Source organism: Flavobacterium akiainvivens, from assembly GCF_001278115.1.
GTDB classification, from domain to species: Bacteria; Bacteroidota; Bacteroidia; order Flavobacteriales; family Flavobacteriaceae; genus Flavobacterium; species Flavobacterium akiainvivens.
Genome location: NZ_LIYD01000005.1, coordinates 4077278 through 4102177, shown reverse-complemented (window position 1 = coordinate 4102177; position 24900 = coordinate 4077278). Strand labels below are relative to the sequence as shown.

The following is a 24900-nucleotide window of genomic DNA, read 5'->3' as shown; positions in this document are numbered from 1 at the left end:
ATTATTTTTTCTTTGCCGAAGCCTTTTTAGTTGTTGTAGCTTTTTTTGCCGCTGTTTTCTTTGCAGGGGCCTTTTCTTCAATCATGGCCTTAACCTGGTCAAGCGTAAGCGCCGCTGCATCAACATCCTTATTCAACTCTATCTTAACCTTGCCTTTCAGGATAACCGAACGCCCCCAACGGGCTTTTTCAACCTTAATACCTTCATTTTCCCAGTTATGGATTACCTTATCCTGGTCTTTTTGCAGTTTGTCTTCAATCAGGTTTACAATATCGTCCTGGCTAAGCCTGTCAAAGTTATACTTTTTACTTACGTTGATAAAGATACCATTCCATTTTATAAACGGGCCAAAACGGCCTACCCCTTTTTGCACCGGCTGGCCTTCATATTCGCCAATAGGAGCATCAGCCTGCTGCTTCTCCCCTATTAGCTCCTTAGCACGCTCAAATGTAACATCAAGCGGGTCTTCGCCTTTAGGCAGCGAAATAAACTGCTTGCCAAAACGCACATACGGGCCAAAACGGCCGTTGTTTACCTCTACCTCTTCACCATCATAAGTACCCAATGCTTTAGGCAGGGCAAAAAGCCCAAGAGCCTCATCAAGAGTTATGGTACCTATATTTTGTTCCGGCAACAGGCTGGCAAACTGTTTTACTTCGTCATCAGGCTCACCTATTTGTGCCATAGGGCCAAATTTACCCAGGCGCACGCTTACCGGCTTGCCTGTTTTTGGGTCGGTACCCAAAATACGCTCGCCCGATTCGCGGTCGGCATTCTTTTCAACATCTTTTACCGTTGGGTGGAAATGGCTGTAAAAATCCTCCATCATTTTGGTCCAGTCTTCACTTCCTGAAGCAATGGCATCAAAATCTTCTTCAACCTTGGCAGTAAAATTATAATCTAAAATAGTATCGAAGTGATTTACAAGGAAATCATTCACAATAGTACCAATATCAGTTGGCACCAGTTTGCCTTTATCTGAACCAACATTTTCACTAAGCAGTTGCTCTTTAACATCAGCGCCTTTTAGCGTAAGCTGCGTATAATTGCGTTGCTGACCTTCAAAATTACCCTTTTCAACATAGTTCCTGCTGATGATGGTACTAATGGTAGGTGCATAGGTAGACGGGCGGCCTATACCCAGCTCTTCAAGCTTTTTAACCAGCGCTGCCTCAGTGTAGCGGGCAGGCGGACGGCTAAAACGCTCGGTAGCGGTTATATAATTATTAGTTAGCCTTTCGTTTACACGAAGTGCCGGCAGCATACCTTCCTGTTCGGTTTCTTCATCATCGCTGCCTTCAAGGTATACTTTAAGGAAACCTTCAAACTTAAGCACCTCGCCCGATGCAGCAAACTGCTCTCCGTGGTTATTAGCCACTATTTTAACGTTAGTCCTTTCCAGTTCAGCATCGCTCATTTGCGAGGCCAGCGTGCGCTTCCAAATCAGGTCATACAACCTGGCCTGGTCGCGGTCTATGTTTACACCATGCAAAGACATATCTGTAGGGCGTATGGCTTCGTGCGCCTCCTGCGCCCCTTTGCTCTTAGTATTATAATTACGTGGACGGCTGAACTCCTTACCGTAAGAACGGGTTATTTCATCAGCTGCGGCAGTCATAGCCTCATTACTAAGGTTAACACTGTCGGTCCTCATATAAGTAATAAGACCCGCCTCATACAGCCTTTGCGCCAGCATCATGGTTACCCCTACCGGGAAGTACAGCTTACGCGCGGCTTCCTGTTGCAGGGTAGATGTAGTAAACGGCGCTGCTGGCGATTTCTTGGCAGGCTTGGTTTCCAAATCGGCCACTTTGTATTGCGAGCCTATATTTTTATTCAGGAAATCCTGCGCTTCCTGCTTTGTAGTAAAGTTTTTAGGCAGCTTGGCCTTAAATGTTTTTCCGGCTTCGTTTGCAAACTCGGCAGTAACCGTATAAGAAGCTTCCGCATTAAAACCCTGTATCTCACGTTCGCGCTCTACAATAAGGCGTACCGAAACCGACTGCACCCTACCGGCAGAAAGGCCGCTTTTAACCTTTTTCCAAAGCACGGGCGACAGCTCATAACCCACAAGCCTGTCGAGCACGCGGCGTGCCTGCTGGGCGTTTACAAGGTTATAATCTATACTCCTTGGGTTTTCAATGGCTTTTTGTATTGCCGTTTTGGTAATTTCATGAAAAACAATACGTTTAGTTTTCTTTTGGTCCAGTTTAAGTTCTTCCGCCAGGTGCCAGGCAATGGCCTCACCCTCGCGGTCTTCATCGGAAGCCAGCCAAACGGTCTCGGCCGATTTAGAAAGATCCCTGAGTTTTTTAACCAATGATTTTTTATCGGGTGACACCTCATATTTAGGAGCAAAACCATTTTCTACATCCACCCCCATTTCCTTGCTCGGGAGATCGGCAATGTGGCCATAGCTACTCTCTACCTGATACTCTTTCCCTAAAAACTTTTCAATGGTCTTTGCCTTTGCAGGCGACTCAACAATCACTAAATTCTTTGCCATACAACATTTCTTTGGTCGCAAAAGTATTGGTTTTTTTTAAATATTGAATTTCAGCAAATTTAATTTGTGCGTTTTTTATACACATTTAACGCTACACCTATATAATATATAGGTGTTACTACATATTATTTTTTAACTTCAACATAGCTGCCAACTTGACAGGCATATATAATTTATTACTATCTTTGCCGTTCTTAAAACGCACATGCAGTAGTGTATATGGAAAAGATTATTGAAGAAAACAAGCAAGGCAACGCCCTTGTTTTAGAGCAGAAGGAAGGTAACACAAAAAAACTTTTTATAGAAAGCTACGGCTGCCAGATGAATTTTTCTGACAGCGAAATTGTTGCGTCTATACTTGCCAATGAAGGTTTTAACACCACACAAAACCTGGAAGAAGCTGATTTAGTGTTAGTTAACACGTGCTCTATCCGTGATAAGGCAGAGCAAACCGTGCGCAAAAGGCTGGAAAAATACAACGCCGTTAAAAAGATAAACCCGGGCATGAAGGTGGGCGTTTTGGGCTGTATGGCCGAACGTTTAAAAAGCCAGTTCCTGGAGGAAGAAAAAATAGTGGACATGGTTGTGGGGCCCGATGCCTACAAAGACCTGCCCAACCTGCTTAAAGAAGTTGAAGAAGGCCGCGATGCCATAAACGTTATCCTGAGTAAAGAAGAAACCTATGGCGACATTGCACCTGTAAGGCTTAACAGCAATGGCGTTACCGCATTTGTATCAATCACCCGCGGGTGCGACAATATGTGTACGTTTTGCGTAGTGCCGTTTACCCGTGGCCGTGAGCGCAGCCGCGAGCCGCAAAGCATAATGGAAGAAATTAAAGACCTTTGGAATAAAGGCTTTAAAGAAATAACCCTGCTCGGCCAAAACGTAGACAGCTACCTGTGGTATGGCGGCGGACTTAAAAAAGACTATGCAAAAGCCAGCGAAATGCAAAAAGCCACAGCCGTAGATTTTGCACAACTGCTGGATATGGTGGCTACCACCTACCCTAAAATGCGTTTTCGTTTCAGTACCAGCAACCCGCAGGATATGCACCTTGAGGTTATAGAGGTTATGGCCAAACACCATAATATATGCAAGTACATTCACCTGCCGGTGCAAAGCGGCAGCACACGTATACTTAAAGAAATGAACCGCCAGCACACCCGTGAGGAATACCTAACGCTGGTAGACAACATATATCGCATTATCCCTGAAATATCTTTATCTCAGGATATGATTGCAGGCTTCCCTACCGAGACTGAAGAAGACCACCAGGACACGCTTAGCCTTATGGAGCATTGCAAATATGACTTTGGTTTTATGTTTGCCTATTCAGAACGTCCCGGTACACTTGCCGCCCGTAAGCTGGAAGACGATATTCCGGACGCGGTAAAAAACCGCCGCCTTACAGAAATCATTAACCTGCAACAAAGCATGGCACTAAAGCGCACAGAGCGTTTTGTGGGCCAGGTGGTAGAGGTATTGGTTGAAAAAACATCTAAGCGCAGCGATGCCCACTGGAGCGGCCGTAACTCACAGAACACCACAGTGGTATTTCCGAAAGGAAACTACAAACCAGGCGATTTTGTAAATGTATTAACGTCAGACTGTACAACTTCAACCCTAATAGGAGAAGCTATAGGTTACAGCCAAATGCAGTAAGATTTGATTTTTGCCACTAATTACACGAATTTCACAAATTTAAATGGAATTAATTCACAAGGAAGAATATTACAAAATAGTTGGAATTTGTATGGAAGTCCATAAGCATCTTGGCGGTGGGCTTTTAGAAATAGTGTATAAAGATGCTCTTGAATATGAATTTAGGAAAAACAATATTCCTTTTGCGAGAGAAAAAGAGTATTTTATTGAATATAAAGACATAGTACTACCTCACAAGTTTTATGCTGATTTTGTAGTGTATGATGATATAATTTTAGAAGTAAAAGCTGTAACCGGCATTGTCGACATTCACGTAGCACAAACGTTGAATTATGTTCGGCTTATCAGAGGACAGCTTGGCATTATAGCCAATTTTAATAGCAAGTCACTGGAGCATAGAAGAATTATAAAATAATCTTCAAGAAGAAATTAGAGAAATTCGTGCAATTCGTGGCAAAACAAAAAACAAAATGGAAAGCGTACAAGCCATAAAGCAACGATTTGAAATTATAGGGAATGACCCCAAGCTAAACCGCGCGGTTGAAAAGGCCATTCAGGTGGCACCAACTGACATATCAGTACTGGTAACCGGCGAAAGCGGCGTGGGTAAAGAAAGCATCCCGAAAATTATACATGCCCTTTCGCACCGAAAGCACGGTAAATACATTGCCGTTAACTGTGGTGCAATACCAGAGGGAACCATTGACAGTGAACTCTTTGGTCACGAAAAAGGTGCCTTTACCGGAGCAACTTCTACCCGCGAGGGATATTTTGAAGTAGCCGACGGCGGTACCATCTTCCTTGACGAAGTAGGCGAACTGCCCCTTACCACACAGGTGCGCCTGCTACGCGTGCTGGAAAACGGCGAGTTTATAAAGGTGGGTTCCAGCCAGGTACAAAAAACCAACGTGCGCATTGTGGCCGCCACAAACGTGCAGATGCAGGAAGCTATTGAGAAAGGCAAATTCCGTGAGGATTTATACTACCGCCTTAGTACTGTGGAGATTGGCCTGCCGCCACTGCGCGACCGTAAGGATGATATACACCTGCTGTTCCGTAAATTCTCTTCAGATTTTGCGCATAAATATAAAATGCCGCCCATAAGGCTTGAAGATGATGCTGTTAGCCTGCTCTTGCGCTACCGCTGGAGCGGAAACATACGCCAGCTGCGCAACATTGCCGAACAGATATCGGTACTTGAAACTAACCGTAATATTTCACTTTCTGTACTTGCAAATTACTTACCACAGGAGGGCAGCAACCTTCCGGCCGTGATTGGCACCAAAAAAGCCGAAAGCGATTTTAGCACCGAACGCGAAATTTTGTACAAAGTGCTTTTTGATATGCGTGCTGATATTAACGACCTCAAAAAACTTACCATGGACCTTATGCAAAACGGCAATACCGCCGGGGTTCAGGAAACCAACAAAGGGTTAATCCAGCGTATTTACGGCCAGCCTGAAAGCAGGGAAAACAACAACCATAACCGCTTTTTTGAGGAAAACAACCGCAGGCAGGAAGTATACACACCACAGCCCGTAAGCCGCCCGGAGCCCGTTGTTGAAGACCACCATGACGATGATGATTATGAAGACGGCCACTACCTGTATGCCGATGCCGTTGAAGAAAGCGAGATACTGCGCCTTGACGAAAAAGAAATTGAGCTGATAAAGAAAGCCCTGGAACGCAACAAAGGCAAGCGCAAAGCCGCCGCCGATGAACTGGGCATATCTGAACGTACATTATATAGAAAAATCAAACAATTTGACCTGTAAGCCCATGCGCATTTTTAAAATACTTATTACCCTGTTAACACTAACCACACTTAGCGGGTGCGGCATATATTCGTTTACAGGGGCTAACGTTTCGCCCGATGTTAAAAGCTTCCAGGTTAATCACTTCCAGAATAATGCCGAAGTGGTAGAGCCGGGTATAGAGCGTGATTTTACCATCAGGCTACAAGACCTTATACAAAACCAAACCAACCTGAGCCTTACCAATACCGGTGGCGACCTGATATATGAAGGAGAGATTACACAGTTCCGCATAACACCTATGGCCGCCACGGCAGATCAGCGTGCTGCACAAAACAGGCTTACCGTTACTATTAATGTAAGGTTTACCAATAAAAAGAAAGAGGAAGACGATTTTGAAAAGCCGTTCAGCTTTTACTATGACTATGCCGGAGATGCCCTGCCTTCAAGGGAAACACTTACCCTTGCCCTTGACGAAATTTTTGAAAGGATAACACAGGACATATTTAATGCCACTTTGGCTAAATGGTAAACTGCGTGTTTGTGGTTCATTGTTTATAGTTTATGGTTGCCAATAGCAGCGTTACAAAATACTGATTACTGATTACTGAACACTAAAAAAATGCGTGTAATAAAAATAATCATATTGCTGGTAGTACTGCCCATATTGGGCTGTGGGAGTGGCAATGATAAATATAGCTTAAGCGGCAGCAACATTCATCCTGATGTAAAAACATTTCAGGTTAATGCATTCCAGAATAATGCTGAAATTGTTGAGCCGGGTATAGAACGCAGGTTTACGCAAAGGCTTCAGGAACTGGTGCAAAACCAAACTAACCTGAGCCTGAACAATACCGGTGGCGACCTGGTGTATGAAGGCGAGATTACCAAATTTAAGGTAACCCCCATGACAGCAACAGCTAACCAGCGTGCTGCACAAAACAGATTAACCGTTACTGTTAATGTAAGGTTTACTAATACAAAGAATGAAAAGGACAATTTTGAGAAGCCGTTTAGTTTTTACTATGACTATGATGCCAACAAAATGCTAACCGGAGAAACCCTTAACACTGCCCTTGACGAAATTTTTGAAAGGATAACACAGGATATATTTAATGCCACTTTGGCCAAATGGTAAACTTACGTGTTTGTAGTTCATGGTTTATCGTTCATTGTTATCTTTAGCACTGAACACTGAACACTGAACACTGAACACTGAACACTGAACAAAACTGACAACAAAAGACTACACATACCTGCTCAATAAGCCTTATTCGTTACACGACAGGCAGGCATCGGACCTGGAAAGCATCCTGGCGGAATTTCCATACCTGCAAAGTGCGCGCGCCATTTACCTTAAAGGGCTTTATAATAAAGATAGCTTCCGTTATAATACTGAGCTGAAGAAAACGGCGGCCTACACGGCAGACAGGAGTGTGTTGTTTGACTTTATAACATCTGAAGGCTTCCGGAGCATAGACCGCGATGTTCTTGAGGAACAGGAGAAAGCCATAAGCGAAATTACGGTTGACGTTGAAGAAACTACTGTAGAACCTACCCCTGCCCTATCGCCGGTTGAAAAGCTGGAGCAATCCATCAAAAGCCTCATAAAAGAATCGGAAACAGAGGCTGCTGAACCGCAGATTGAAGCCGAACCGATTCAGGAACAGGAAATCACAAAAGCAGAGACAGTAACACAGCCTGAACCGGAACCGGTTAAACACGAAGCTGAGGAACAAACAGCTGAAGAAACAATCGGCAAGCCGTTAGCCTTTGACGCTGCTGAAACCCACTCTTTTGCCGAATGGCTGCAACTGAGCCGCTTAAAACCCATTGAGCGCCAGCCCGAACCAACGGATGAAAAGAACCCGCTTGACGAAAAGCTGAACCTTATTGACAAGTTTCTTGAGGCAACCCCCAAGATAGTTCCTGTAAAGAACGACCCTTCGCCGTGGGAGAATTTAAGCCGCACCACTACCGAAGCACCGGGCCTTATGACCGAGACTTTAGCGCGTGTTTACCTGGAGCAAAAAAAATATGCAAAAGCCATACAGGCTTATGAAATTTTAATTTTGAAATATCCGGAAAAAAGTGTTTTCTTTGCAAACCGCATTTCGGAGATAAAAGATTTACAACAAAATAACAAATAAGAACAGATGGGATTCACGATTTTCTTAGTACTTATCACAATAGTTAGCTTCTTGCTTGTAGTGGTAATCATGGTACAAAACCCTAAAGGCGGCGGCCTTTCTTCATCAATAGGCGGCCCTCAGATTATGGGTGGTGTGCAAAAAACTACTGATTTTCTTGATAAAAGCACCTGGACACTGGGTACTATACTTGTAATACTTATATTGCTTTCAAGCCTTAGCTTCGGCACTTTTGCCTCTAACGACGGTATTATAGACGAAGGCGCAGTGGCTCCTAAAACCGAAGCTCCGGCTAAAACAGGTGTTCCTGCACAACCAGGCGCTGCACAACCGGCTGCTCCTGCACAACCTGCAAACTAAAATAACAAAAATTTTATACTAAAAATGCCAGCCTGTCAAAGCTGGCATTTTTTATTGCTGTAAATTTGTCAGATTTTCAAACTGGCACAGTTTCTGAAAAAAAGAAAACAACAATTTAAAACAACAAAAAAACATAGAGATATGGCTTTAAACATTAAACCGCTTCACGACCGCGTTCTTATTGAGCCGGTAGCTGCAGAAACACAAACTGCTTCTGGCATATTTATTCCGGATACTGCTAAAGAAAAACCGCAAAAAGGCATTGTGGTAGCTGTGGGCAACGGCACTAAAGACCATGAAATGACCGTAAAAGTGGGCGATACTGTATTGTATGGCAAATATGCAGGAACCGAGCTTAAATTTGAAGGTAAGGACTACCTTATCATGAAAGAAGAAGAAATTTTTGCAATAGTATAACGCGTTTAATAGTTAACACAACAACAAACAAGCATATAAAATGGCTAAAGAAATAAAATTTGACATAGAAGCACGCGACGGCCTTAAGCGAGGTGTAGATGCACTGGCTAATGCCGTTAAGGTAACCCTTGGCCCTAAAGGCCGTAATGTAATCATCAGCAAGGCATTTGGCGGCCCTACCGTAACTAAAGACGGTGTAAGCGTAGCTAAAGAAATTGAGCTGAAAGACACCCTTGAAAACATGGGTGCACAAATGGTTAAAGAGGTAGCCTCTAAAACCAACGACCTTGCCGGAGATGGTACTACAACAGCAACTGTTCTTGCGCAGGCCATCGTTAAAGAAGGCCTTAAAAACGTAGCAGCAGGTGCTAACCCAATGGACCTGAAACGCGGTATTGATAAAGCCGTAGGAGCCATTGTAAAAGAACTTTCTGCACAAAGCAAAGAAGTAGGCAGCACCTCTGAAAAAATCAAGCAGGTGGCTTCTATCTCAGCTAACAACGACGAAAGTGTGGGCGAACTGATTGCTACAGCTTTTGAAAAAGTAGGCAAAGAAGGCGTTATTACTGTTGAAGAAGCTAAAGGTACTGATACGTATGTAGATGTGGTGGAAGGTATGCAGTTTGACCGCGGTTACCTATCAGCTTACTTCGTAACCAATTCTGAGAAAATGGAGGCTGAACTTGACAGGCCTTACGTTTTACTATACGACAAAAAAGTATCTTCAATGAAAGACCTGCTTCCGGTACTTGAGCCGGTGGCACAAAGCGGCAAACCGCTTCTTATTATTGCTGAAGATGTAGACGGCGAAGCCCTTGCTACCCTTGTGGTAAACAAGCTTCGTGGCGCGCTTAAAATTGCTGCTGTTAAAGCTCCCGGCTTTGGCGACCGCCGTAAAGCGCTTCTTGAAGACATTGCCATACTTACAGGCGGTACTGTTATTGCCGAAGAGCAGGGCTATACACTTGAAAACGCTACCCTTGACATGCTGGGTACCTGCGAAAAAGTGGTTATTGATAAAGACAACACCACTATTGTAAATGGTGCAGGCAGCCAGGACAACATTAAAGGCCGCGTTAACCAGATAAAAGCACAGATGGAAAGTACCACATCTGACTACGACCGTGAAAAACTTCAGGAGCGCCTTGCAAAACTTGCAGGCGGTGTAGCCGTACTTTATGTGGGTGCTGCAAGTGAGGTTGAAATGAAAGAGAAAAAAGACCGTGTTGACGATGCCCTACACGCTACACGCGCTGCGGTAGAAGAAGGTATTGTTGCCGGTGGCGGTGTTGCACTGCTTCGCGCCAAAAAAGTACTTGCAGATGTTACTGCCGAAAATGCTGACGAAGCTACAGGCGTACAGATTGTATCGCGCGCTATTGAGGCCCCGCTGCGCACTATTGTAGAAAACGCAGGCCTTGAAGGCAGCGTTGTGGTAGCTAAAGTAGCTGAAGGCGAAGGTGATTTTGGTTACAATGCCAAGACAGACGAGTATGTAGATATGCTTGCAGCAGGTATTATAGACCCTAAGAAAGTTACCCGCGTAGCGCTTGAAAACGCTGCATCGGTAGCCGGTATGATACTTACTACAGAGTGTGCCCTTATAGACATTAAAGAAGACGCACCGGCAGGCGGTATGCCAATGGGCGGCGGTATGCCGGGCATGATGTAATCATCTCCGCATTATATATAAAAAGGCAGCCAATTGGCTGCCTTTCTTCATTTATTTTCTATCTACCGAAAGAATCGTAATGGTCTTCAGCATATTCTTCAAGGCGTTTCAGTAATACTATATTTTGCTTCTCAAGAGCGGTAAGTTCTTTATTCACATCATCAGATATAGGCACATACCAATAACTGGCCTCAAAAAAACTACGCACAGTTGGTGTTTTAAACGCAAGGCCATGACGGGCAAATATGGAGTTCCTGATAATTTCCAGATCAAGCTTACGCAGGTTTTTAAGGTCTTCTTCCTTAAGTTTTGTGGTAGAGCCGTTTATTTTAAACACCTGGTCAGATGCTGTGCGGTAATACTCTTCTATTTCTATATATTCTTCATCATCAATCGTATCATTCACTATTGCAGGTATACTGTCTCCATTAGCTGAAGCCTCATCAGATTCATCCATATCATAAGCCACTTTCTCAGTTTTTGGGTTATCCCAGTCTACAAGCTCCACTTCGTCACTAAGCATAAAATTAGGATTATACACAAACTGCCTGTGCGAAAGCCTTAGTGTTTTTACCTGTGTGGTAGAGGCGCTTTCCTTAAACAGCACATGCTGCCCCTCCATAAACGAACCTTTAAGCAGTTCCAGCTCATAGCGGCCATCGTTATCCAGGGTACCCGGTTCGTCAAGGGTAAAGAGTACGGTATCGCCGTCTTTATTGGTCATTTTACCCCTAAGCGGCCTTTGTATACCGTCTATAATACTATGCCCATACACCACATCGCCCACAATGCGGTTAATTTTGAGGGTTATTTTTTTCTGGGGCACAAAAAGTGAGTCATTATGTGCATCATACACAGGCTTAAGGTCGCCCATCCATATGCCGTAATAGTCTTCCTTATTATCGGTTTCTACAACTTCGGCTATTTGTTTAGTCTGCTTTGCTTCTTCTTTACACGAAAAAAATAAGGGTGCAAGCAGTACAAGTGTGAGGATTTTTTTCATTGGTTATTTGTTGTTACGAATTATTATTTCAGCAATTATTAAGTTGGGTATCCAGCCCAGCCAGGCAATTATTTTATAAACATCCATAGGTGGCGGATGAAACAGGAATACAATTACAATCTTCCACAGTCTTAACGTAACAGCCGACAGCGTAAGTGCAAAGCTTCGCACCATCCAGCCACGATGGGCAGCTACCTGCCCTTTTTTTATCTTCACAAAAGCCAGCACTGTGGTAACACCCCAAAGCAAGCTAAGAAGCATAAATGACACTTTAGCCGCCGCACCTCCATTAGCATGCCAGCCCATATAAAGCCCACTGGGCGCTGCAAAACCAAGCAACAACACAATATACTGGTAACCCGCAAAACGATGAATCTTTCGCCCTGTTTCAGTTTTAAATTTAAAGAACTGCATAAAACCGAACAGCAACACAAATATACTGGTATACACATGGGCATAAAACAGGTACAGGTATTCCGGGTGGGAAGCAACTTCAGTCTGCTTTATTTTAAGGAAGGCCACACTGTTGCTGTAAGGCACATACAACAACGTTATTTTAAGCATGAGCCAATAGAAATACACAAATACAGCAACAAGCAGCCACTGCCACCGGTTACCCTGCGCGGGTATGTTTATGTTACTGATTTTCATGTGCATCAAAAATACACAAAACTGTATTTAAAAACAGCTGTGCTATAAAAAAGAAATCCCCGCCCGGACTGGGGCAGGGATTTCGTAACCAACTAATTAAAAAACACCCGGCGCTGTGCTATAACAACGCCTTATTGTATATTGCAGGTGCAATGTAAATACTTAAAAAAGAAAGCCCCCTTCGCTAAAAGAAGGCTTTCATAACCAACTAATTAAAAAACACCAATGCCGGATTGCGGCACTTTATTATAGCAGCTAAAGCACAAACCTTAGCCCAAAAATGTAACGGATTAAAAAAACAGATTGCCGGCAGGCATACTTATAAGCTTGTAAAAAAAAGGAATACCGGTCAGCAAACAGGCAGTGCTACCGCCGGTATTCCGGGCAATTAACAACTTATATCTTCAGTATGTAACAGCTAACAAAATGGCCTAAACTGGCAATAAACGGCAGGCATCAGGCCAATAAGGCTGACGTGCACGGCAATTCCCCTACAGGCTAAAAACCTGTAATCAAGGAATTAAATATTAAGAAAGGTGGAATTTCCAGTTGCAGAAAAGGTCATACAACGGAACAGTATATACATCTTTACAAAGGGTAAAGCGGGGTGCGGTTTTTTGAGCCTCTACAGGTTCAAAAAAACCACCGTGGGCATCTTCTCCAAAGAAGGTGCATTCAAGTTCAAAATCATCGGCATAATCAAAGGCCTTAAGCTCATCGTACTTTGTTTCATCGCCTTCGGCAATAATAACACTTACAGACTGTTCTTTTTTAGTGTGGCTTTTTATTGATTTAGTACCGGCAAAACTTTTAGACAATCCCGCAAAAAGAAAAAACAGCACCATACCAAAGGCAAAGAAGCCTTTGTTGTGGTTTATCATTTCCCTTATTATTTTCATATAAACAGTTTTGCATTACAAAGGTATGCGAAAATCACATCACAAAATTAAACACGCACCTGATTTTTTCATAAAAGAATACCCCTGCTAAAAAACAGGGGTACTATAACGTTTACAGCAGTATATTAATGCTGGTGCTCATCGTGGTCAGTGTGTTCTACACTTGCAGTACGGTCATACTTGCAGCAGCCGTGCAGGTCTTCATAAGCCTCATCTGTAGCTTTAACCTCGTCAGTATCATGGCCGGTAGCCGCTACCGCTTTACGAATATCGTCAAGGCTGCATTTGTTTTCGTCATAAATAAGGTGCATATCCTGGTGGTCTGCATGCCAGTCGGCACTTTTAACACCTTTAACGCTGTAGGCAGCCTTTTCTATGCGCTTTTTACATTGATCGCAATTACCGCTTACGGCAATTTCTTCTTTAGCATTTTTATTCTTTTTTTCCTGTGCCTGGGCAGATACCCCGGCAAACAGTATAAGCATTACTGCAATTAGTTTTTTCATGGTTGAGATTTTTTAAGTTGTTAAATATATGAAATTTAAGTTTTATCTACTTTATTTTAAAACGGATACCCGCATAATACATTTGCCCGAATATAGGGCCGTAGATTATACTTGTGTCAAAATACGGGCCAAACGGGTCATCATTACCCACAATAGCCCTTTTCTGCTGGTAGTTACCCAGGTTCTCGGCACCTACATAAGCTTCAAATACGCTCGAGAACGTGCGCGTAACCTGTGCATTCATTAACGAGAAGGACGGCGAATAATCACCCATCTGGTACTCAGCAGGGTTGCTGCCGGTGTATGGCAGGCGCTGCTTGCCCATCCAGTTGTAGGTAAAGTCAAACTTCCACTGCTTACCGCCATCGCCTACGTGTGTTTCATAAGCTATATTGGTAAAGAAACGGTTTTTAGCCTGCAGCGGTCGCTCAAACGTACCGGTCATGTAATCCGTCTTGATATCGTAGTATTTATAAGCAGTACGGATATTAAAATGGTGTGTAAGCTCCAGGTTAAACTCTACCTGAAGGCTATTGGCATAGCTTCTACCATCAAGATTGTAAAAATGGGCCTGCTGCGGCGATGCATACAGGTCTACCACCACCTGGTTCTGGAAGTCGGTGCGGTAAAAATCTACCACAAACTCAGCGTTTTTATTAAACAGCGGGAAGCTTTGTACAAAGCTCACGCCATAGTTCCAGGCAATTTCAGGGTCAAGGCCATACACTTTGCCACCGGCATTCATAATCATTAAATCGCGTGAGCTACCAAATAAAGACTGGTTTTCGGCAAAAATGTTAGCTGCCCTTTTTCCCCTTCCGGCAGAAGCACGAAAAGTACCACCCTCCCACGGGTTGTAGCGCAGGTGGGCACGCGGTGTAAAAAATGCGCCAAGGCGGTTGTGGTAGTCTACACGGCCGCCAATTACATAACTCAGGTCGGTATTATTATCGTGTGTGTATTCAAAAAACGCCCCAACCGAATTATCTATACGGCTGTAATCGGTAGTACCCATATCGTGCATACCTACAAACTCACCATAGTTATCATACGTAAAGTTAAGCCCTGTAGAGAACTTATTCATAGAGTTGTTAATGATAGAGCTGAATATCAGGTTAGAATAAGCGCTTTTCTGCTCAATATCGTAGGTACGGAAACCAAAGTACGACTCCTGGTTGTGCCAGTTAACCGCTGCCTGCACACCTACGCTCTGCCACGGCATATCAGGCCACACATAGCCCAGTTTGGCCGATGCATCAAGCTTATCGGTATTAATTTCGCTACCCCAGTGGTTTGTGGTAAACTTATCCCTGTCCGGGTCAAAATCTACCTCACCGGCCTGTTTTTCATCGCGCATATAGCGCACGTTCATAAAACTAACCCAGCCTTTTTCAAGGTCGTTATATTGCCAGCGGTTCATAATGTTTATCTGTTTGCCCAGCGGGTTATCCAGGAAACCGTCATCGTTCATGTCGTTCTTGCCCACACGCGCATTACCGTGTACAAACAGGGTTGAGCTCCACTTATCAGAAAACTTTTTATTGAAATGCGTGTTAACCTCAAAACGGCTGTCGGTTGAGCCGTAAGCATTTAAAAAGAACGGATCGTCATTAGCCGGTTTAAGCAGCTCGTAGTTTATTTGTCCTGAAATACTTTCATAGCCGTTAATAACAGGCCCCGCTCCTTTGGTTATTTGTATGCTCTCTACCCATGTACCGGGAATAAAAGACAGTCCAAACGCCTGGCTGGCACCACGCACGGCGGGTATATTTTCCTCAGCAATAAGCAGGTAGGGGCTGGTTAGGCCCAGCATTTTTATCTGGCGGCTGCCGGTAAGGGCATCGCTAAAGTTAACATCTATAGAAGGATTGGTTTCAAAGCTTTCGGCAATATTACAGCAGGCAGCCTTAAGCAGTTCGCCATGCCCCATATTGGTAGTATTAAGCGCGGTTGACTTTTTACGTTCAAGGGTTTTGCGCTTTACCTCAAGGTTAACGGCATCGAGCACGTTATTGCCATCGGGCGTAAGTTTGTGAGTAATGTATTGAGGTGAAGCTACCTCAAGGGTATCTGTAGTGTAGCCAAGAAATGAGATTACAAGCTTTATATATTCCGGCTTGTAGTCAATTTCAAAAGAACCGGTTTCATCTGTAGTTGCAGAAACCGAAGTATCAAGCCAGTACACGCTTACGCCGGCGGCGGGCTGCCCCTGCTCGTCTGATACTTTTCCCGTAAGGGTTTGCTGTGCCTGTGCGCAATAAGCACCCAGCAGCGAAATGATTATATATATATAACGCATAATAGAGTATTAATGTTAATGATCATGTTTAAGCCCAAAAGGTTGGGACTAAGCTGATAAAAACATAATACTTAGGCGTATAAAACGTATTGGCAATATAATTTGTAGAGGGGTGGCGCATTGCTTTCGCAATAAAAAGACGGGGTATCTTTCTTTACCTTTACTACATCAAAACCACTAAAAACCGATGGTTTCCAGGTTTCAACGGTGTAAAAAGCACCAAGGTCAAATTGTAATGATTTTACAATGGCTTTCTCCGGTGTATCTTTTACCTTAAGCACATCATCTTTACAGCACTTTTTGTGGTTATCCACCACTTTTTTGCAGCAGCCCTTTCCTTCATCCTCATCATGTGTATGATGGTGGCTATTGGCAGGCTCGGCAACTTTATAGGCAAATGAAACCGAAGTTACCTTCTCATGGCAATAATGCACATTAAGCGCAAGGCCCATATTGGCAAACAATACCAGGGCGCTTAACAATATACTTATGTGCTTATTTAGTTTCATGCAGGGCAAAAATAGCCATTTATGCTTTAATAACGAGGATTTTGCACAAAAATTATTTCGTGCCTTTCTGGTAGTAAAACGCCGGGAGGAACAATAAGATAAGTAATGGATGTATAAGAAAACGGCGCAGGTAAAATATTAGCAGTAAATTAGGCGAATCTACCTTTAATGCTATAAACAATGCCGGGGCTATCAATAAAAAAAACACCCCATATAGCAGTGCGCTTAATTTTACTATTTGCAGGTCCTTAAAAGCCACCCATAATATTGCTACCGACACAAGGCCATTAAGCAAATACCTGAAGGCTATACCCGTAAAAAGCCTAAAGTTATCATACTGCGGCAATACCTTTCCCTCATGCTTAAAAAACAGCTTAAGGGGGTCATAAAAAAGCTGGTCTTCAAAAATGCGGATACAGGCAAATACCACAATAAGGGCAAATATACCCACCAACTGTATACCGCTTATACCAAACTTACTTTTTTTCATTACCCCTAAATTTAGCTACCCATAATATCCAAAGCACCATAACTACCCCATATATAAACAATGGGAAAAGAATATCGTGCAAAAACGGGCCCCAGTCTTTATAATAAAAAAGAGCCATGCACAACAACGCTATACGCAGCACATTAAGCAAATGTATTACCAATGTTCCACAAAAAATATACAAAACAGTGCGCTTAAAAGTAGATGAAAACGCCACCACAAACGCTGCAAACAGTATCATAACACTCACAGCATTACAGCCTTCAACTATGCGAACCATGTGACGCCCGTTTAAAAAAAACTTGTAAGATGCTTCTTTAGTGTGAGGCTCAACACGAGCCTCTTCGCCAAAAGCATTAGCCAGCCACGCCGATTGCTTAGAGACCATTGTTGTAACACCATCAGGCTCAAAATGCTCAGCATCAAACCGGCTAAGGTAAAAAGAATATATAAGTGCAAGCACCAAATAGGTTCCGCCAAACTTGGCAAGGAAGATAAAAAAAGGTTTATTTTTTTGAAAAGCGTTCACGTTGAGGGCAGTAATTTTTAACAAAAATATACAAAACCTACCATCTTTACTGCCTACTTTTGCTAAACTTTAATTTAAATATCATGACATTTCAGGAACTTGAACCAAAAGTTACAGATATACTGCACCATGAAGGCGTTTTGCGCGAAGACAAGCTATTGCAAATATGCCACCTGCTGCGCGACAATATTGATTATTATGACTGGGTAGGCTTTTATTTTCGCAATGGCGATAAGGAAGAACTTATACTGGGCCCTTATGCCGGCGAAGCTACAGACCACACCGTTATACCCTTTGGCAAAGGCATTTGCGGCCAGGTAGCCGTTAGCAATAAAAACTTTGTAGTGCCCGATGTTACTGCACAGGATAACTACATAGCCTGCAGCATTACCGTTAAGAGTGAAATTGTAGTACCGTTATTTGTAGACGGCAAAAACATAGGCCAGATAGACATCGACAGCGAAGTTCTGGATGCTTTTACTGAACTTGACGAACGTTTTCTTGAGTTTGTAAATGCAGAAGTGGCGAAGCTTTTTTAAGTCTAAAGTCAAAAGCCGAAAGCCATAAAGTCGTAACCCGATGCATTGCAAAACTTTACGACTTTAAAAACTTTCTAACTTTCGACTTCAAATTTCAAAAATTTGACTTACCTTTGCACGCAAATCAGGATACACCTGTATACATAATAATTATTTAAATAATATTAGCATGTACTTAACTAAAGAAGTTAAAGCGGAAATTTTCGCAAAACACGGTAAAGACGCTGCCAACACTGGTTCAGCTGAAGGACAAATTGCCCTTTTTACATTCAGGATTAACCACCTTACAGAGCACCTTAAGAAAAATCGCCATGATTACAACACTGAGCGTTCTCTTGTTAAACTGGTAGGTAAAAGGAGAAGCCTTCTTGATTATCTGAAGAAAAAAGAAATCAACAGGTATCGTGAGATTATCAAAGAACTAAACATCAGGAAATAATCTAAGATGAGAAGAGGTGCCCGCGCGCCTCTTTTTGTTTTTGGTATTTTTGTATAAAAAGTTTTGGTTTTTCATTGGGTTCTAAACAACTACACACAACACAACAACACAAACAACCCATTGTTTAATCAAATAGTTAAAACCGTATGAGTTTAAACATTATTAATGAAACCATCACCCTTAGTGATGGCCGCACCATTACTATCGAGACCGGTAAGCTTGCCAAGCAGGCAGATGGCTCGGTAGTAGTGAAAATGGGCAACTGTATGCTTCTTGCCACTGTAGTAAGTGCCAGGACAGCAGCGCCCGGAATAGACTTTTTACCACTTACTGTAGACTACCGCGAAAAATTTGCCGCTGCAGGCCGTTTTCCGGGTGGTTTCTTTAAACGTGAAGCAAGGCCAAGTGACAATGAAGTACTGGTGATGCGCCTTGTAGACAGGGTATTACGTCCGCTTTTCCCGGATGACTACCATGCCGAAACACAGGTAATGATACAGCTAATGAGCCATGACGAAAACGTTATGCCCGATGCACTTGCAGGCCTTGCCGCTTCTGCCGCACTTGCTGTATCTGATGCACCATTCTACACACTAATCTCTGAAGTGCGCGTTGCACGTGTTGATGGCCAGTTTGTTATCAACCCAAGCAAGGCAGATCTTGCCCTTTCTGATATCGATATGATGATAGGCGCCAGCGCTGACTCAGTATGTATGGTAGAAGGCGAAATGAAAGAGATTTCTGAAGCCGACATGGTTGCAGCTATCAAATTTGCACACGAAGCCATCAAAGACCAGATTGCTGTACAGGAGCGCCTTAGGACTGCTGTAGGCAAAACATTCCGCGAGTATGAGGCTGAACGCAATGATGATGAAATCAAAGCTAAAGTACGCGAACTTTCTTACGACAAGTATTTTGCAATAGCCAGCGAAGGTTCTGCAAAACACGAGCGTTCAGAAAAATTTGCTGCTGTAAAAGAGGAAGTTAAGGCTACATTTACTGAAGAAGAGTTGCTTGAAAACGGCGACCTTATTAGCAAATACCTTTACAAAACCAATAAAGAAGCCGTAAGGAACGTAATCCTTGACCTTGGCCAGCGTCTTGACGGCCGTAAGACTAACGAGATTCGCCCTATATGGAGCGAGGTAGACTACCTGCCTTCAGCGCACGGCTCATCTTTGTTTACACGTGGTGAAACCCAGGCACTTGCAACTGTAACCCTTGGTACATCACGTGAGGCAAACATTATCGACCTGCCTACAGAGCAGGGCGAAGAGCGTTTTTACCTGCACTACAACTTCCCGCCGTTCTCAACCGGTGAGGCTAAGCCACTTAGGGGCACAAGCCGCCGCGAAGTAGGCCACGGTAACCTGGCCCAGCGTGCACTTAAAAACATGATTCCTGCCGAGAACCCTTACACCGTACGTATTGTAAGTGAGGTACTTGAGAGCAACGGATCATCTTCTATGGCTACTGTTTGTGCCGGTACACTGGCCCTTATGGATGCCGGTATCCAAATGACAAAACCTGTTTCAGGTATTGCTATGGGACTTATAAGTGACGATGCCACAGGCCGTTATGCCGTTCTTAGCGACATTCTTGGCGATGAAGACCACCTTGGCGATATGGACTTTAAAGTAACCGGTACTGCCGATGGTATTACCGCTTGCCAAATGGACATTAAAATTGAGGGACTTAACTATGAAATCATGGAGAAAGCCCTTGAGCAAGCTAAAGAAGGCCGCCTTCATATTCTTGGTAAGTTACTGGAAACTATAGAGAAACCACGCGAAACCGTTAAAGACCACTCGCCTAAAATACTTAAGGTTACTATACCTGGTGCATTTATTGGTGCGCTTATTGGCCCTGGAGGTAAAGTTATCCAGGAACTACAAAAAGCAACCGGTACTACCATAGTAATCAACGAAGTAGACGAGCAGGGCGAAGTAGAAATCCTTGGTGTAAGCCCTGCAGGCATGCAGGCTGTACTTGATAAGATTGACTCTATCATATTCAAGCCACAGGTGGGCGAGACGTATGAGGTTAAGGTTATCAAAGTACTTGAGTTTGGCGCCGTTGTAGAATACACCCAAGCCCCTGGTAATGAGGTACTTCTACACGTTTCTGAGCTTGACTGGGCACGTACTGAAAACGTAACCGATGTGGTTAACATGGGCGATGTATTCAATGTGAAGTACATAGGTATCGACCCTAAAACCCGTAAGGAAAAGGTATCGCGCAAAGCGTTACTACCTAAGCCTGAAGGATATAAGGAGCGCGAACCACGTCCTGACCGCGACCGTAACGACCGTGGCCGTGACAACCGTGGTGGACGCGACAACCGTGGCGGACGCGACGACCGCAACTCTCGCGACCGTGGCCCAAGGGAAGAACGCCGTAACGACGGCCCACGCCCTGAAAGGACCGAAAGGCCTGACAATCAAACAGAAGATCCACAATCTTAGTTTATATAAAGGTTTAATTCCAAAAGAAAACCTGTTGCATTTTGCAGCAGGTTTTTTTAGTTTAGGCCAACTCAGTAAAATCTTACATTTTAAGACGATTTTAACGCTAATTCTTCACTTTTGGAGTTCAATATTCAGTCATAAAGTCAAACGTCGAAAGTCATAAAGTCCATCGGGCAATTTTATACTTTGCACTTTATCATTTTTTCGCTTTTAACTCAAAACAGCCTCAAAAAAAATTCACGATATATCGTGAATTTTGCCTCCTTAACATTTCCCGCTTTCGCCTTTCATACTTTTGACTTTTGACCTTCCCGCTTTCAACTAAAAATTCTACATTTGGATAAAATCCCTTCACCATGAAATGTACTGCGGCAATTGTTTTTGCCCTCCTCCTTACTTTTTCGGCTTCGGCCCAAAAAAAAGCACCCAAAGGCTATACCCATGCCCCTGCCCTAACCATAACCGGCGATTTTAACGGAGATGGCAAACAGGATACCCTGAGCCAGTTTGTGGCCGATAGCCTGGGCAATAAACTTGACTACATTCTTGATACCGGCGACTGGGACACTACCATACCCCTATACACCCGCATGCACTATTATAATGAATTTACCCTCAACGGCAGCCTTATTGATATTAACCGCCAAATGGGCGTAGGCCTGTTGTGCCTCATTAACCTGGGTAACATTAACAGTACCAAAGGAGATGAGGTAGCCCTGGTACCGTTTCTTAAAGACTACAGCAACCTTAACCACTGCCGCATCTATTCTTATTGCAGCGGAAACTGGGCTGAAGTGTTTAACTTCAACATAAACGAAATGGACTTTATATACACCGGCAGTGTTGAGCCTGTGTTTACCGCCATTCCCGGAAGGCTCGAAAAACAAAACGGCACATGGGTATACATAGATTATATGGACTGGTTTGAAGACCCTACCATCCCTATGAAACCCCTTAAAGTACCCAACTGCAACTAATATGAAATGGCTCCTTACCCCGCTTCTCATCCTGTTTAGCCTGGCTGCACATAGCCAGGACAACCTGGTATATGAATATGCCGAAGCCACTGAATTTTCGGCTGACTGCGATTTTAACGGCGATGGCAAACCTGATACCCTGACCCAGTTTATAGCCGATAGCCTTGGCATGAAGATAACCGAATACAGGTATCCTGTAATCCAATCTTGGGATTTGTATGTAAACAACTACAGTACCATGGGCTATCAAACCATTATTTCACTTAAAGGCAGCACCCCGCTTCTCACCTTTAAAGGTGCCAATGGTGTTATACTGCTCACCAACCTGGGCAACATCAACAATACACCCGGTGACGAAGTTGCCGTTATGGCAAACAACATAGACCACAGCCGCCACAGTTACTGCCACATTTATTCACTTTGCAACGCCACCTGGCAGGAAGTATTTGTGTTTAGCGTGCACGAAGATTCCTTTGATGATTTTGACCCCATTACTATTGGCTACATACCCAATGTTTTAGAACAGAAGAACGGCGTTTGGGTGTATTATGACTATCTTGACATGGAATATGATAATCCCGAAGAGGTAGGCAATATGCTGCCGCTAAAGGTGCGGGATTGCGAGTAACCAAATTTTCCTTATTTTTGGATAAAACAATTGTATCATGAAATTACAATATATATCAGACAGTGAAGGCAATACAACCGCAGTTGTAATACCTATCGAAGAATGGAACCAAATGAAGGCCAGGCATACTGACCTTGCTGATGCCGAAAATGATTTTGAATTACCTGAAGCTGCAAAAGCAATACTCGACGAGCGCCTTGCTACAGAAAATAAAGCTGACTTTATTCCTTATGAAGAGTCACAAAAAATGTTGAGGGAAAAATATGGGCTATAAGGTTAGCATATCTCCAAAAGCACATTTAGATATTGCAAATGCTTATGAGTATTATGCAGAAAAAGGCAGTATGCAAGCGATAATAAACTTAGGTAAAGAGTTAGATGTAGCTTATAAATCCCTTGAAAAAAATCCTCATTTCAGGATACGCTATAAGAACATTACAGGCTTTCCCTTAAAAAAATTCCCGTTTCTTTTACTATATGAAATAGATGATATCGAGAAGAAAGTGTACATCTATTCCGTTTTCAACACATACCTCAACCCTAAAAAATACCCGGGCAAATAGGCAATAAGCATTACAAAGCAAACTTGCCATATACCGCGTCAAATAATGATTAGGTTACTCTAATTCAAAATAACCATGAAAAAACTCCTCCTCTTCATACTGGTTTATTTTGTCTCTGTAAAGGCACTTACACAAACCGTTGCTTTTACAGGTTCGGGCGTGGGTGTAGCAGAAGTAGCCATACCCAACAAAACATCTGCCGAATTGTTTAACAGCATAAACGGGTTGCTTAGTAATAAAAATGGCCTTAATATAGGGCAGCACACAATAACTGTGGCCGATAGCAGCTTTATCGCAACAGGCACCATTTACAATGTACTGGGCAGGAACAGCTACCCAAACCGAAAACCTGATGTAGCAGCGGTTTATAATATAGAAATCAAAGTAGCAACTGGCAAATTACTCTTTTCACTACAGCACAAATACTTCAGGAACAATGGGCAGCAATACTTTATAGACTTTTCAAAATTCATAACCGGACAGGAAACCATTTTAATATATCCGGGAGAGAAAGACATTTATAACCGGCAGTTTTCGCTGCTCATACAGGCTATTGTGGGCTATGCCAACACTAAAACACTACAGTATCATGGCGCAACACACTACCGGGACGCCTACAAGAACCCGCTCTTATTTTCATTTAATGCCAGCGGTACAGGCACAGTGGTTATAGAAAAGCCCGGGCTTAATGCAACCGAACTCTACAACCTTTTCCAGTCGTATTTTTCATATACATCAAAACCTCAGTGTAACGATGTCGAAAAAACGGTAAGCTACACCGGGTCGCATTACGACATTTTTGGTAGGAAGGCATTTATAGAACCCGAAAAAGAAATTATTAACGGTGAGTTTAGCATAAGCTTTGCCATTGAAGATGGTAAAATCACGGCTACCTACACGCATTTAAGGTTTACAGACGGCACTTTTTGTGAACCGATAGCCCTTTCATACAGCGATATAGCCACCGGAAAATGCAGCGATGAAGACCGTGCCAACTACATTGCAAATACATCCCGAATTATAAACAGCATTAATTATTACTTAAACACCGGGGAAATCAGGCGTTAGTTTACCCTTACTGCAATTAACCCCGCAAAATTTCGTTATCTTTAAAAACGCAAACAACCTGCATTATAATGAAATTACACTACCTGTTTATTTGCCTTATATCTGCCGCTATGCACGCCCAAAGCCTGTCACCCTCCGTTAACCGAGATTCACTGTTTAAAAGCCTTATAACCCGTTTTAACGGCAGTTTGCAGGAAGAATACAACCGCGAATACCAGGGCACACCACCCGGCAAAGAGCAGGATTTTTTACTGTTTGTAATGAGCCAGCCGCAGGGCAGCAAAAAAGCAATGCAGGACAACATGGCAAAGAAACAGCCCTATTTTAACCAGCTGTTGCACCTCTTTAGCCCCATGGTACCACAGGAGCACTCTATAGGCGTGTTTTTTAACCCGGCAAATGCCCTGTTTAATATCCCCGAAAGTATAGATATACTCATATACGGCCCCATACCGGGTACTGACCTCGAAATGCGCAATATGGCGCCTAATAGTGCCGACCTCAGCAAAACCCTGAAACGCCTTAACTGGACACCCCAGGACCTTGAAAACGTAAGGGTAGCCCTGCAAAAGGCGGGCTGCATAGGCATACAAAACGGCTATGCCGCTACAGAGGTTACGTATGCCGCAAACCTGCGCGAACGCTTTAGCTATATTATTTTTAACCAGGAAGTAAGCCCTGCCACTGTTAAAGAATATGTTACAGACTGTACCGCCGTAGCCTATAACGAACGCGTGGTGCTGCAATACAGGGGCGCCGTGGGTACTGAGTGTTTTCCGCAGTAAGATTCTAAAGCATTCTTTAATCT

At 43.4% G+C, this 24900-nt stretch carries 27 protein-coding genes; 18 read left to right on the top strand and 9 right to left on the bottom strand.

Features of this window, described 5'->3' with window-relative positions; translation table 11 throughout:
* Nucleotide 1: 1 nt before the first annotated feature.
* Nucleotides 2–2506 (bottom strand): type I DNA topoisomerase, encoded by a 2505-nt coding sequence (topA, locus tag AM279_RS18360; RefSeq protein ID WP_054409507.1) that lies wholly within the window; start codon nucleotides 2504–2506, stop codon nucleotides 2–4.
* 219 nt (nucleotides 2507–2725) lie between these two features.
* Between topA and miaB the strand changes: the two genes are divergently transcribed.
* The 9 genes from miaB to groL all read left to right on the top strand — a co-directional run bounded on the left by miaB (nucleotide 2726) and on the right by groL (nucleotide 10524).
* Nucleotides 2726–4171, top strand: a complete 1446-nt coding sequence (gene miaB / locus AM279_RS18355) for a tRNA (N6-isopentenyl adenosine(37)-C2)-methylthiotransferase MiaB (protein WP_054409506.1) — start codon at nucleotides 2726–2728, stop codon at nucleotides 4169–4171.
* Between the two features lie 43 nt (nucleotides 4172–4214).
* Nucleotides 4215–4586: a GxxExxY protein gene (locus tag AM279_RS18350; protein WP_054409505.1), complete on the top strand. Its 372-nt coding sequence runs from the start codon at nucleotides 4215–4217 to the stop codon at nucleotides 4584–4586.
* A gap of 55 nt (nucleotides 4587–4641) precedes the next feature.
* Nucleotides 4642–5946 (top strand): sigma-54 interaction domain-containing protein, encoded by a 1305-nt coding sequence (locus tag AM279_RS18345; RefSeq protein ID WP_054409504.1) that lies wholly within the window; start codon nucleotides 4642–4644, stop codon nucleotides 5944–5946.
* 4 nt (nucleotides 5947–5950) lie between these two features.
* The gene (locus AM279_RS18340) at nucleotides 5951–6457 is read left to right on the top strand and encodes an LptE family protein (RefSeq protein WP_054409503.1); all 507 of its coding nucleotides are present in this window, start codon (nucleotides 5951–5953) and stop codon (nucleotides 6455–6457) included.
* 90 nt (nucleotides 6458–6547) lie between these two features.
* A complete protein-coding gene (locus AM279_RS18335; protein ID WP_054409502.1) occupies nucleotides 6548–7063 on the top strand; it encodes an LptE family protein in 516 nt (171 codons plus the stop codon).
* Between the two features lie 301 nt (nucleotides 7064–7364).
* A complete protein-coding gene (locus AM279_RS18330; protein ID WP_236688531.1) occupies nucleotides 7365–8075 on the top strand; it encodes a tetratricopeptide repeat protein in 711 nt (236 codons plus the stop codon).
* Between the two features lie 6 nt (nucleotides 8076–8081).
* Nucleotides 8082–8435, top strand: a complete 354-nt coding sequence (gene secG, locus AM279_RS18325; protein WP_054409500.1) for a preprotein translocase subunit SecG — start codon at nucleotides 8082–8084, stop codon at nucleotides 8433–8435.
* A gap of 141 nt (nucleotides 8436–8576) precedes the next feature.
* Nucleotides 8577–8852, top strand: coding sequence for a co-chaperone GroES (locus AM279_RS18320; protein WP_054409499.1), 276 nt, complete (start codon nucleotides 8577–8579; stop codon nucleotides 8850–8852).
* Nucleotides 8853–8892: 40 nt separating this feature from the next.
* Nucleotides 8893–10524: a chaperonin GroEL gene (gene groL, locus AM279_RS18315; RefSeq protein WP_054409498.1), complete on the top strand. Its 1632-nt coding sequence runs from the start codon at nucleotides 8893–8895 to the stop codon at nucleotides 10522–10524.
* Nucleotides 10525–10582: 58 nt separating this feature from the next.
* Here groL and AM279_RS18310 read toward each other — a convergent pair whose 3' ends face one another.
* The 8 genes from AM279_RS18310 to xrtF form a co-directional block, all read right to left on the bottom strand.
* Nucleotides 10583–11527 (bottom strand): YARHG domain-containing protein, encoded by a 945-nt coding sequence (locus AM279_RS18310; RefSeq protein ID WP_054409497.1) that lies wholly within the window; start codon nucleotides 11525–11527, stop codon nucleotides 10583–10585.
* 3 nt (nucleotides 11528–11530) lie between these two features.
* Nucleotides 11531–12178, bottom strand: a complete 648-nt coding sequence (locus tag AM279_RS18305) for a DUF2306 domain-containing protein (protein WP_074961397.1) — start codon at nucleotides 12176–12178, stop codon at nucleotides 11531–11533.
* A 527-nt stretch (nucleotides 12179–12705) separates the two neighbouring features.
* Complete coding sequence (locus AM279_RS18300; protein WP_054409495.1) at nucleotides 12706–13077, bottom strand: hypothetical protein; 372 nt, start codon at nucleotides 13075–13077, stop codon at nucleotides 12706–12708.
* Between the two features lie 125 nt (nucleotides 13078–13202).
* Nucleotides 13203–13583: a heavy-metal-associated domain-containing protein gene (locus AM279_RS18295; RefSeq protein WP_054409494.1), complete on the bottom strand. Its 381-nt coding sequence runs from the start codon at nucleotides 13581–13583 to the stop codon at nucleotides 13203–13205.
* A 46-nt stretch (nucleotides 13584–13629) separates the two neighbouring features.
* Nucleotides 13630–15882 carry a TonB-dependent receptor gene (locus AM279_RS18290; protein WP_054409493.1) on the bottom strand — a complete coding sequence of 751 codons (2253 nt, stop codon included), beginning with the start codon at nucleotides 15880–15882 and terminating at the stop codon, nucleotides 13630–13632.
* A 71-nt stretch (nucleotides 15883–15953) separates the two neighbouring features.
* The gene (locus AM279_RS18285) at nucleotides 15954–16391 is read right to left on the bottom strand and encodes an HYC_CC_PP family protein (RefSeq protein WP_054409492.1); all 438 of its coding nucleotides are present in this window, start codon (nucleotides 16389–16391) and stop codon (nucleotides 15954–15956) included.
* A gap of 52 nt (nucleotides 16392–16443) precedes the next feature.
* Nucleotides 16444–16881: an exosortase F system-associated membrane protein gene (locus tag AM279_RS18280; protein ID WP_054409491.1), complete on the bottom strand. Its 438-nt coding sequence runs from the start codon at nucleotides 16879–16881 to the stop codon at nucleotides 16444–16446.
* Nucleotides 16868–17410 carry an exosortase family protein XrtF gene (gene xrtF / locus AM279_RS18275; RefSeq protein ID WP_074961420.1) on the bottom strand — a complete coding sequence of 181 codons (543 nt, stop codon included), beginning with the start codon at nucleotides 17408–17410 and terminating at the stop codon, nucleotides 16868–16870. Before xrtF ends, AM279_RS18280 begins: the two co-directional genes overlap by 14 nt.
* Nucleotides 17411–17493: 83 nt before the next feature.
* Between xrtF and AM279_RS18270 the strand changes: the two genes are divergently transcribed.
* The 9 genes from AM279_RS18270 to AM279_RS18230 all read left to right on the top strand — a co-directional run bounded on the left by AM279_RS18270 (nucleotide 17494) and on the right by AM279_RS18230 (nucleotide 24877).
* A complete protein-coding gene (locus tag AM279_RS18270) occupies nucleotides 17494–17949 on the top strand; it encodes a GAF domain-containing protein (RefSeq protein ID WP_054409489.1) in 456 nt (151 codons plus the stop codon).
* A 169-nt stretch (nucleotides 17950–18118) separates the two neighbouring features.
* Complete coding sequence (rpsO, locus tag AM279_RS18265; RefSeq protein ID WP_054409488.1) at nucleotides 18119–18388, top strand: 30S ribosomal protein S15; 270 nt, start codon at nucleotides 18119–18121, stop codon at nucleotides 18386–18388.
* A gap of 146 nt (nucleotides 18389–18534) precedes the next feature.
* A complete protein-coding gene (locus AM279_RS18260) occupies nucleotides 18535–20853 on the top strand; it encodes a polyribonucleotide nucleotidyltransferase (protein ID WP_054409487.1) in 2319 nt (772 codons plus the stop codon).
* Nucleotides 20854–21212: 359 nt separating this feature from the next.
* Nucleotides 21213–21833 carry a hypothetical protein gene (locus AM279_RS18255; protein WP_054409486.1) on the top strand — a complete coding sequence of 207 codons (621 nt, stop codon included), beginning with the start codon at nucleotides 21213–21215 and terminating at the stop codon, nucleotides 21831–21833.
* A gap of 1 nt (nucleotide 21834) precedes the next feature.
* Nucleotides 21835–22461 (top strand): hypothetical protein, encoded by a 627-nt coding sequence (locus tag AM279_RS18250; RefSeq protein ID WP_054409485.1) that lies wholly within the window; start codon nucleotides 21835–21837, stop codon nucleotides 22459–22461.
* A gap of 37 nt (nucleotides 22462–22498) precedes the next feature.
* Nucleotides 22499–22735: a hypothetical protein gene (locus tag AM279_RS18245; protein ID WP_054409484.1), complete on the top strand. Its 237-nt coding sequence runs from the start codon at nucleotides 22499–22501 to the stop codon at nucleotides 22733–22735.
* On the top strand, nucleotides 22725–23024 hold the full coding sequence (locus AM279_RS18240; RefSeq protein WP_054409483.1) for a type II toxin-antitoxin system RelE/ParE family toxin: 300 nt from the start codon (nucleotides 22725–22727) through the stop codon (nucleotides 23022–23024). The genes AM279_RS18245 and AM279_RS18240 overlap by 11 nt, the downstream gene beginning before the upstream one ends.
* Nucleotides 23025–23099: 75 nt before the next feature.
* Nucleotides 23100–24092: a hypothetical protein gene (locus AM279_RS18235; RefSeq protein WP_054409482.1), complete on the top strand. Its 993-nt coding sequence runs from the start codon at nucleotides 23100–23102 to the stop codon at nucleotides 24090–24092.
* Between the two features lie 68 nt (nucleotides 24093–24160).
* Nucleotides 24161–24877, top strand: a complete 717-nt coding sequence (locus tag AM279_RS18230) for a hypothetical protein (RefSeq protein WP_054409481.1) — start codon at nucleotides 24161–24163, stop codon at nucleotides 24875–24877.
* Nucleotides 24878–24900: the final 23 nt, after the last annotated feature.

Coding starts and splice junctions, on each gene's coding strand:
- topA (WP_054409507.1), bottom strand. CDS start 2,506: ATGGCAAAGAATTTAGTGATTGTTGAGTCGCCTGCAAAGGCAAAGACC.
- miaB (WP_054409506.1), top strand. CDS start 2,726: ATGGAAAAGATTATTGAAGAAAACAAGCAAGGCAACGCCCTTGTTTTA.
- AM279_RS18350 (WP_054409505.1), top strand. CDS start 4,215: ATGGAATTAATTCACAAGGAAGAATATTACAAAATAGTTGGAATTTGT.
- AM279_RS18345 (WP_054409504.1), top strand. CDS start 4,642: ATGGAAAGCGTACAAGCCATAAAGCAACGATTTGAAATTATAGGGAAT.
- AM279_RS18340 (WP_054409503.1), top strand. CDS start 5,951: ATGCGCATTTTTAAAATACTTATTACCCTGTTAACACTAACCACACTT.
- AM279_RS18335 (WP_054409502.1), top strand. CDS start 6,548: ATGCGTGTAATAAAAATAATCATATTGCTGGTAGTACTGCCCATATTG.
- secG (WP_054409500.1), top strand. CDS start 8,082: ATGGGATTCACGATTTTCTTAGTACTTATCACAATAGTTAGCTTCTTG.
- AM279_RS18320 (WP_054409499.1), top strand. CDS start 8,577: ATGGCTTTAAACATTAAACCGCTTCACGACCGCGTTCTTATTGAGCCG.
- groL (WP_054409498.1), top strand. CDS start 8,893: ATGGCTAAAGAAATAAAATTTGACATAGAAGCACGCGACGGCCTTAAG.
- AM279_RS18310 (WP_054409497.1), bottom strand. CDS start 11,527: ATGAAAAAAATCCTCACACTTGTACTGCTTGCACCCTTATTTTTTTCG.
- AM279_RS18305 (WP_074961397.1), bottom strand. CDS start 12,178: ATGAAAATCAGTAACATAAACATACCCGCGCAGGGTAACCGGTGGCAG.
- AM279_RS18300 (WP_054409495.1), bottom strand. CDS start 13,077: ATGAAAATAATAAGGGAAATGATAAACCACAACAAAGGCTTCTTTGCC.
- AM279_RS18295 (WP_054409494.1), bottom strand. CDS start 13,583: ATGAAAAAACTAATTGCAGTAATGCTTATACTGTTTGCCGGGGTATCT.
- AM279_RS18290 (WP_054409493.1), bottom strand. CDS start 15,882: ATGCGTTATATATATATAATCATTTCGCTGCTGGGTGCTTATTGCGCA.
- AM279_RS18285 (WP_054409492.1), bottom strand. CDS start 16,391: ATGAAACTAAATAAGCACATAAGTATATTGTTAAGCGCCCTGGTATTG.
- AM279_RS18280 (WP_054409491.1), bottom strand. CDS start 16,881: ATGAAAAAAAGTAAGTTTGGTATAAGCGGTATACAGTTGGTGGGTATA.
- AM279_RS18270 (WP_054409489.1), top strand. CDS start 17,494: ATGACATTTCAGGAACTTGAACCAAAAGTTACAGATATACTGCACCAT.
- rpsO (WP_054409488.1), top strand. CDS start 18,119: ATGTACTTAACTAAAGAAGTTAAAGCGGAAATTTTCGCAAAACACGGT.
- AM279_RS18260 (WP_054409487.1), top strand. CDS start 18,535: ATGAGTTTAAACATTATTAATGAAACCATCACCCTTAGTGATGGCCGC.
- AM279_RS18255 (WP_054409486.1), top strand. CDS start 21,213: ATGAAATGTACTGCGGCAATTGTTTTTGCCCTCCTCCTTACTTTTTCG.
- AM279_RS18250 (WP_054409485.1), top strand. CDS start 21,835: ATGAAATGGCTCCTTACCCCGCTTCTCATCCTGTTTAGCCTGGCTGCA.
- AM279_RS18245 (WP_054409484.1), top strand. CDS start 22,499: ATGAAATTACAATATATATCAGACAGTGAAGGCAATACAACCGCAGTT.
- AM279_RS18240 (WP_054409483.1), top strand. CDS start 22,725: ATGGGCTATAAGGTTAGCATATCTCCAAAAGCACATTTAGATATTGCA.
- AM279_RS18235 (WP_054409482.1), top strand. CDS start 23,100: ATGAAAAAACTCCTCCTCTTCATACTGGTTTATTTTGTCTCTGTAAAG.
- AM279_RS18230 (WP_054409481.1), top strand. CDS start 24,161: ATGAAATTACACTACCTGTTTATTTGCCTTATATCTGCCGCTATGCAC.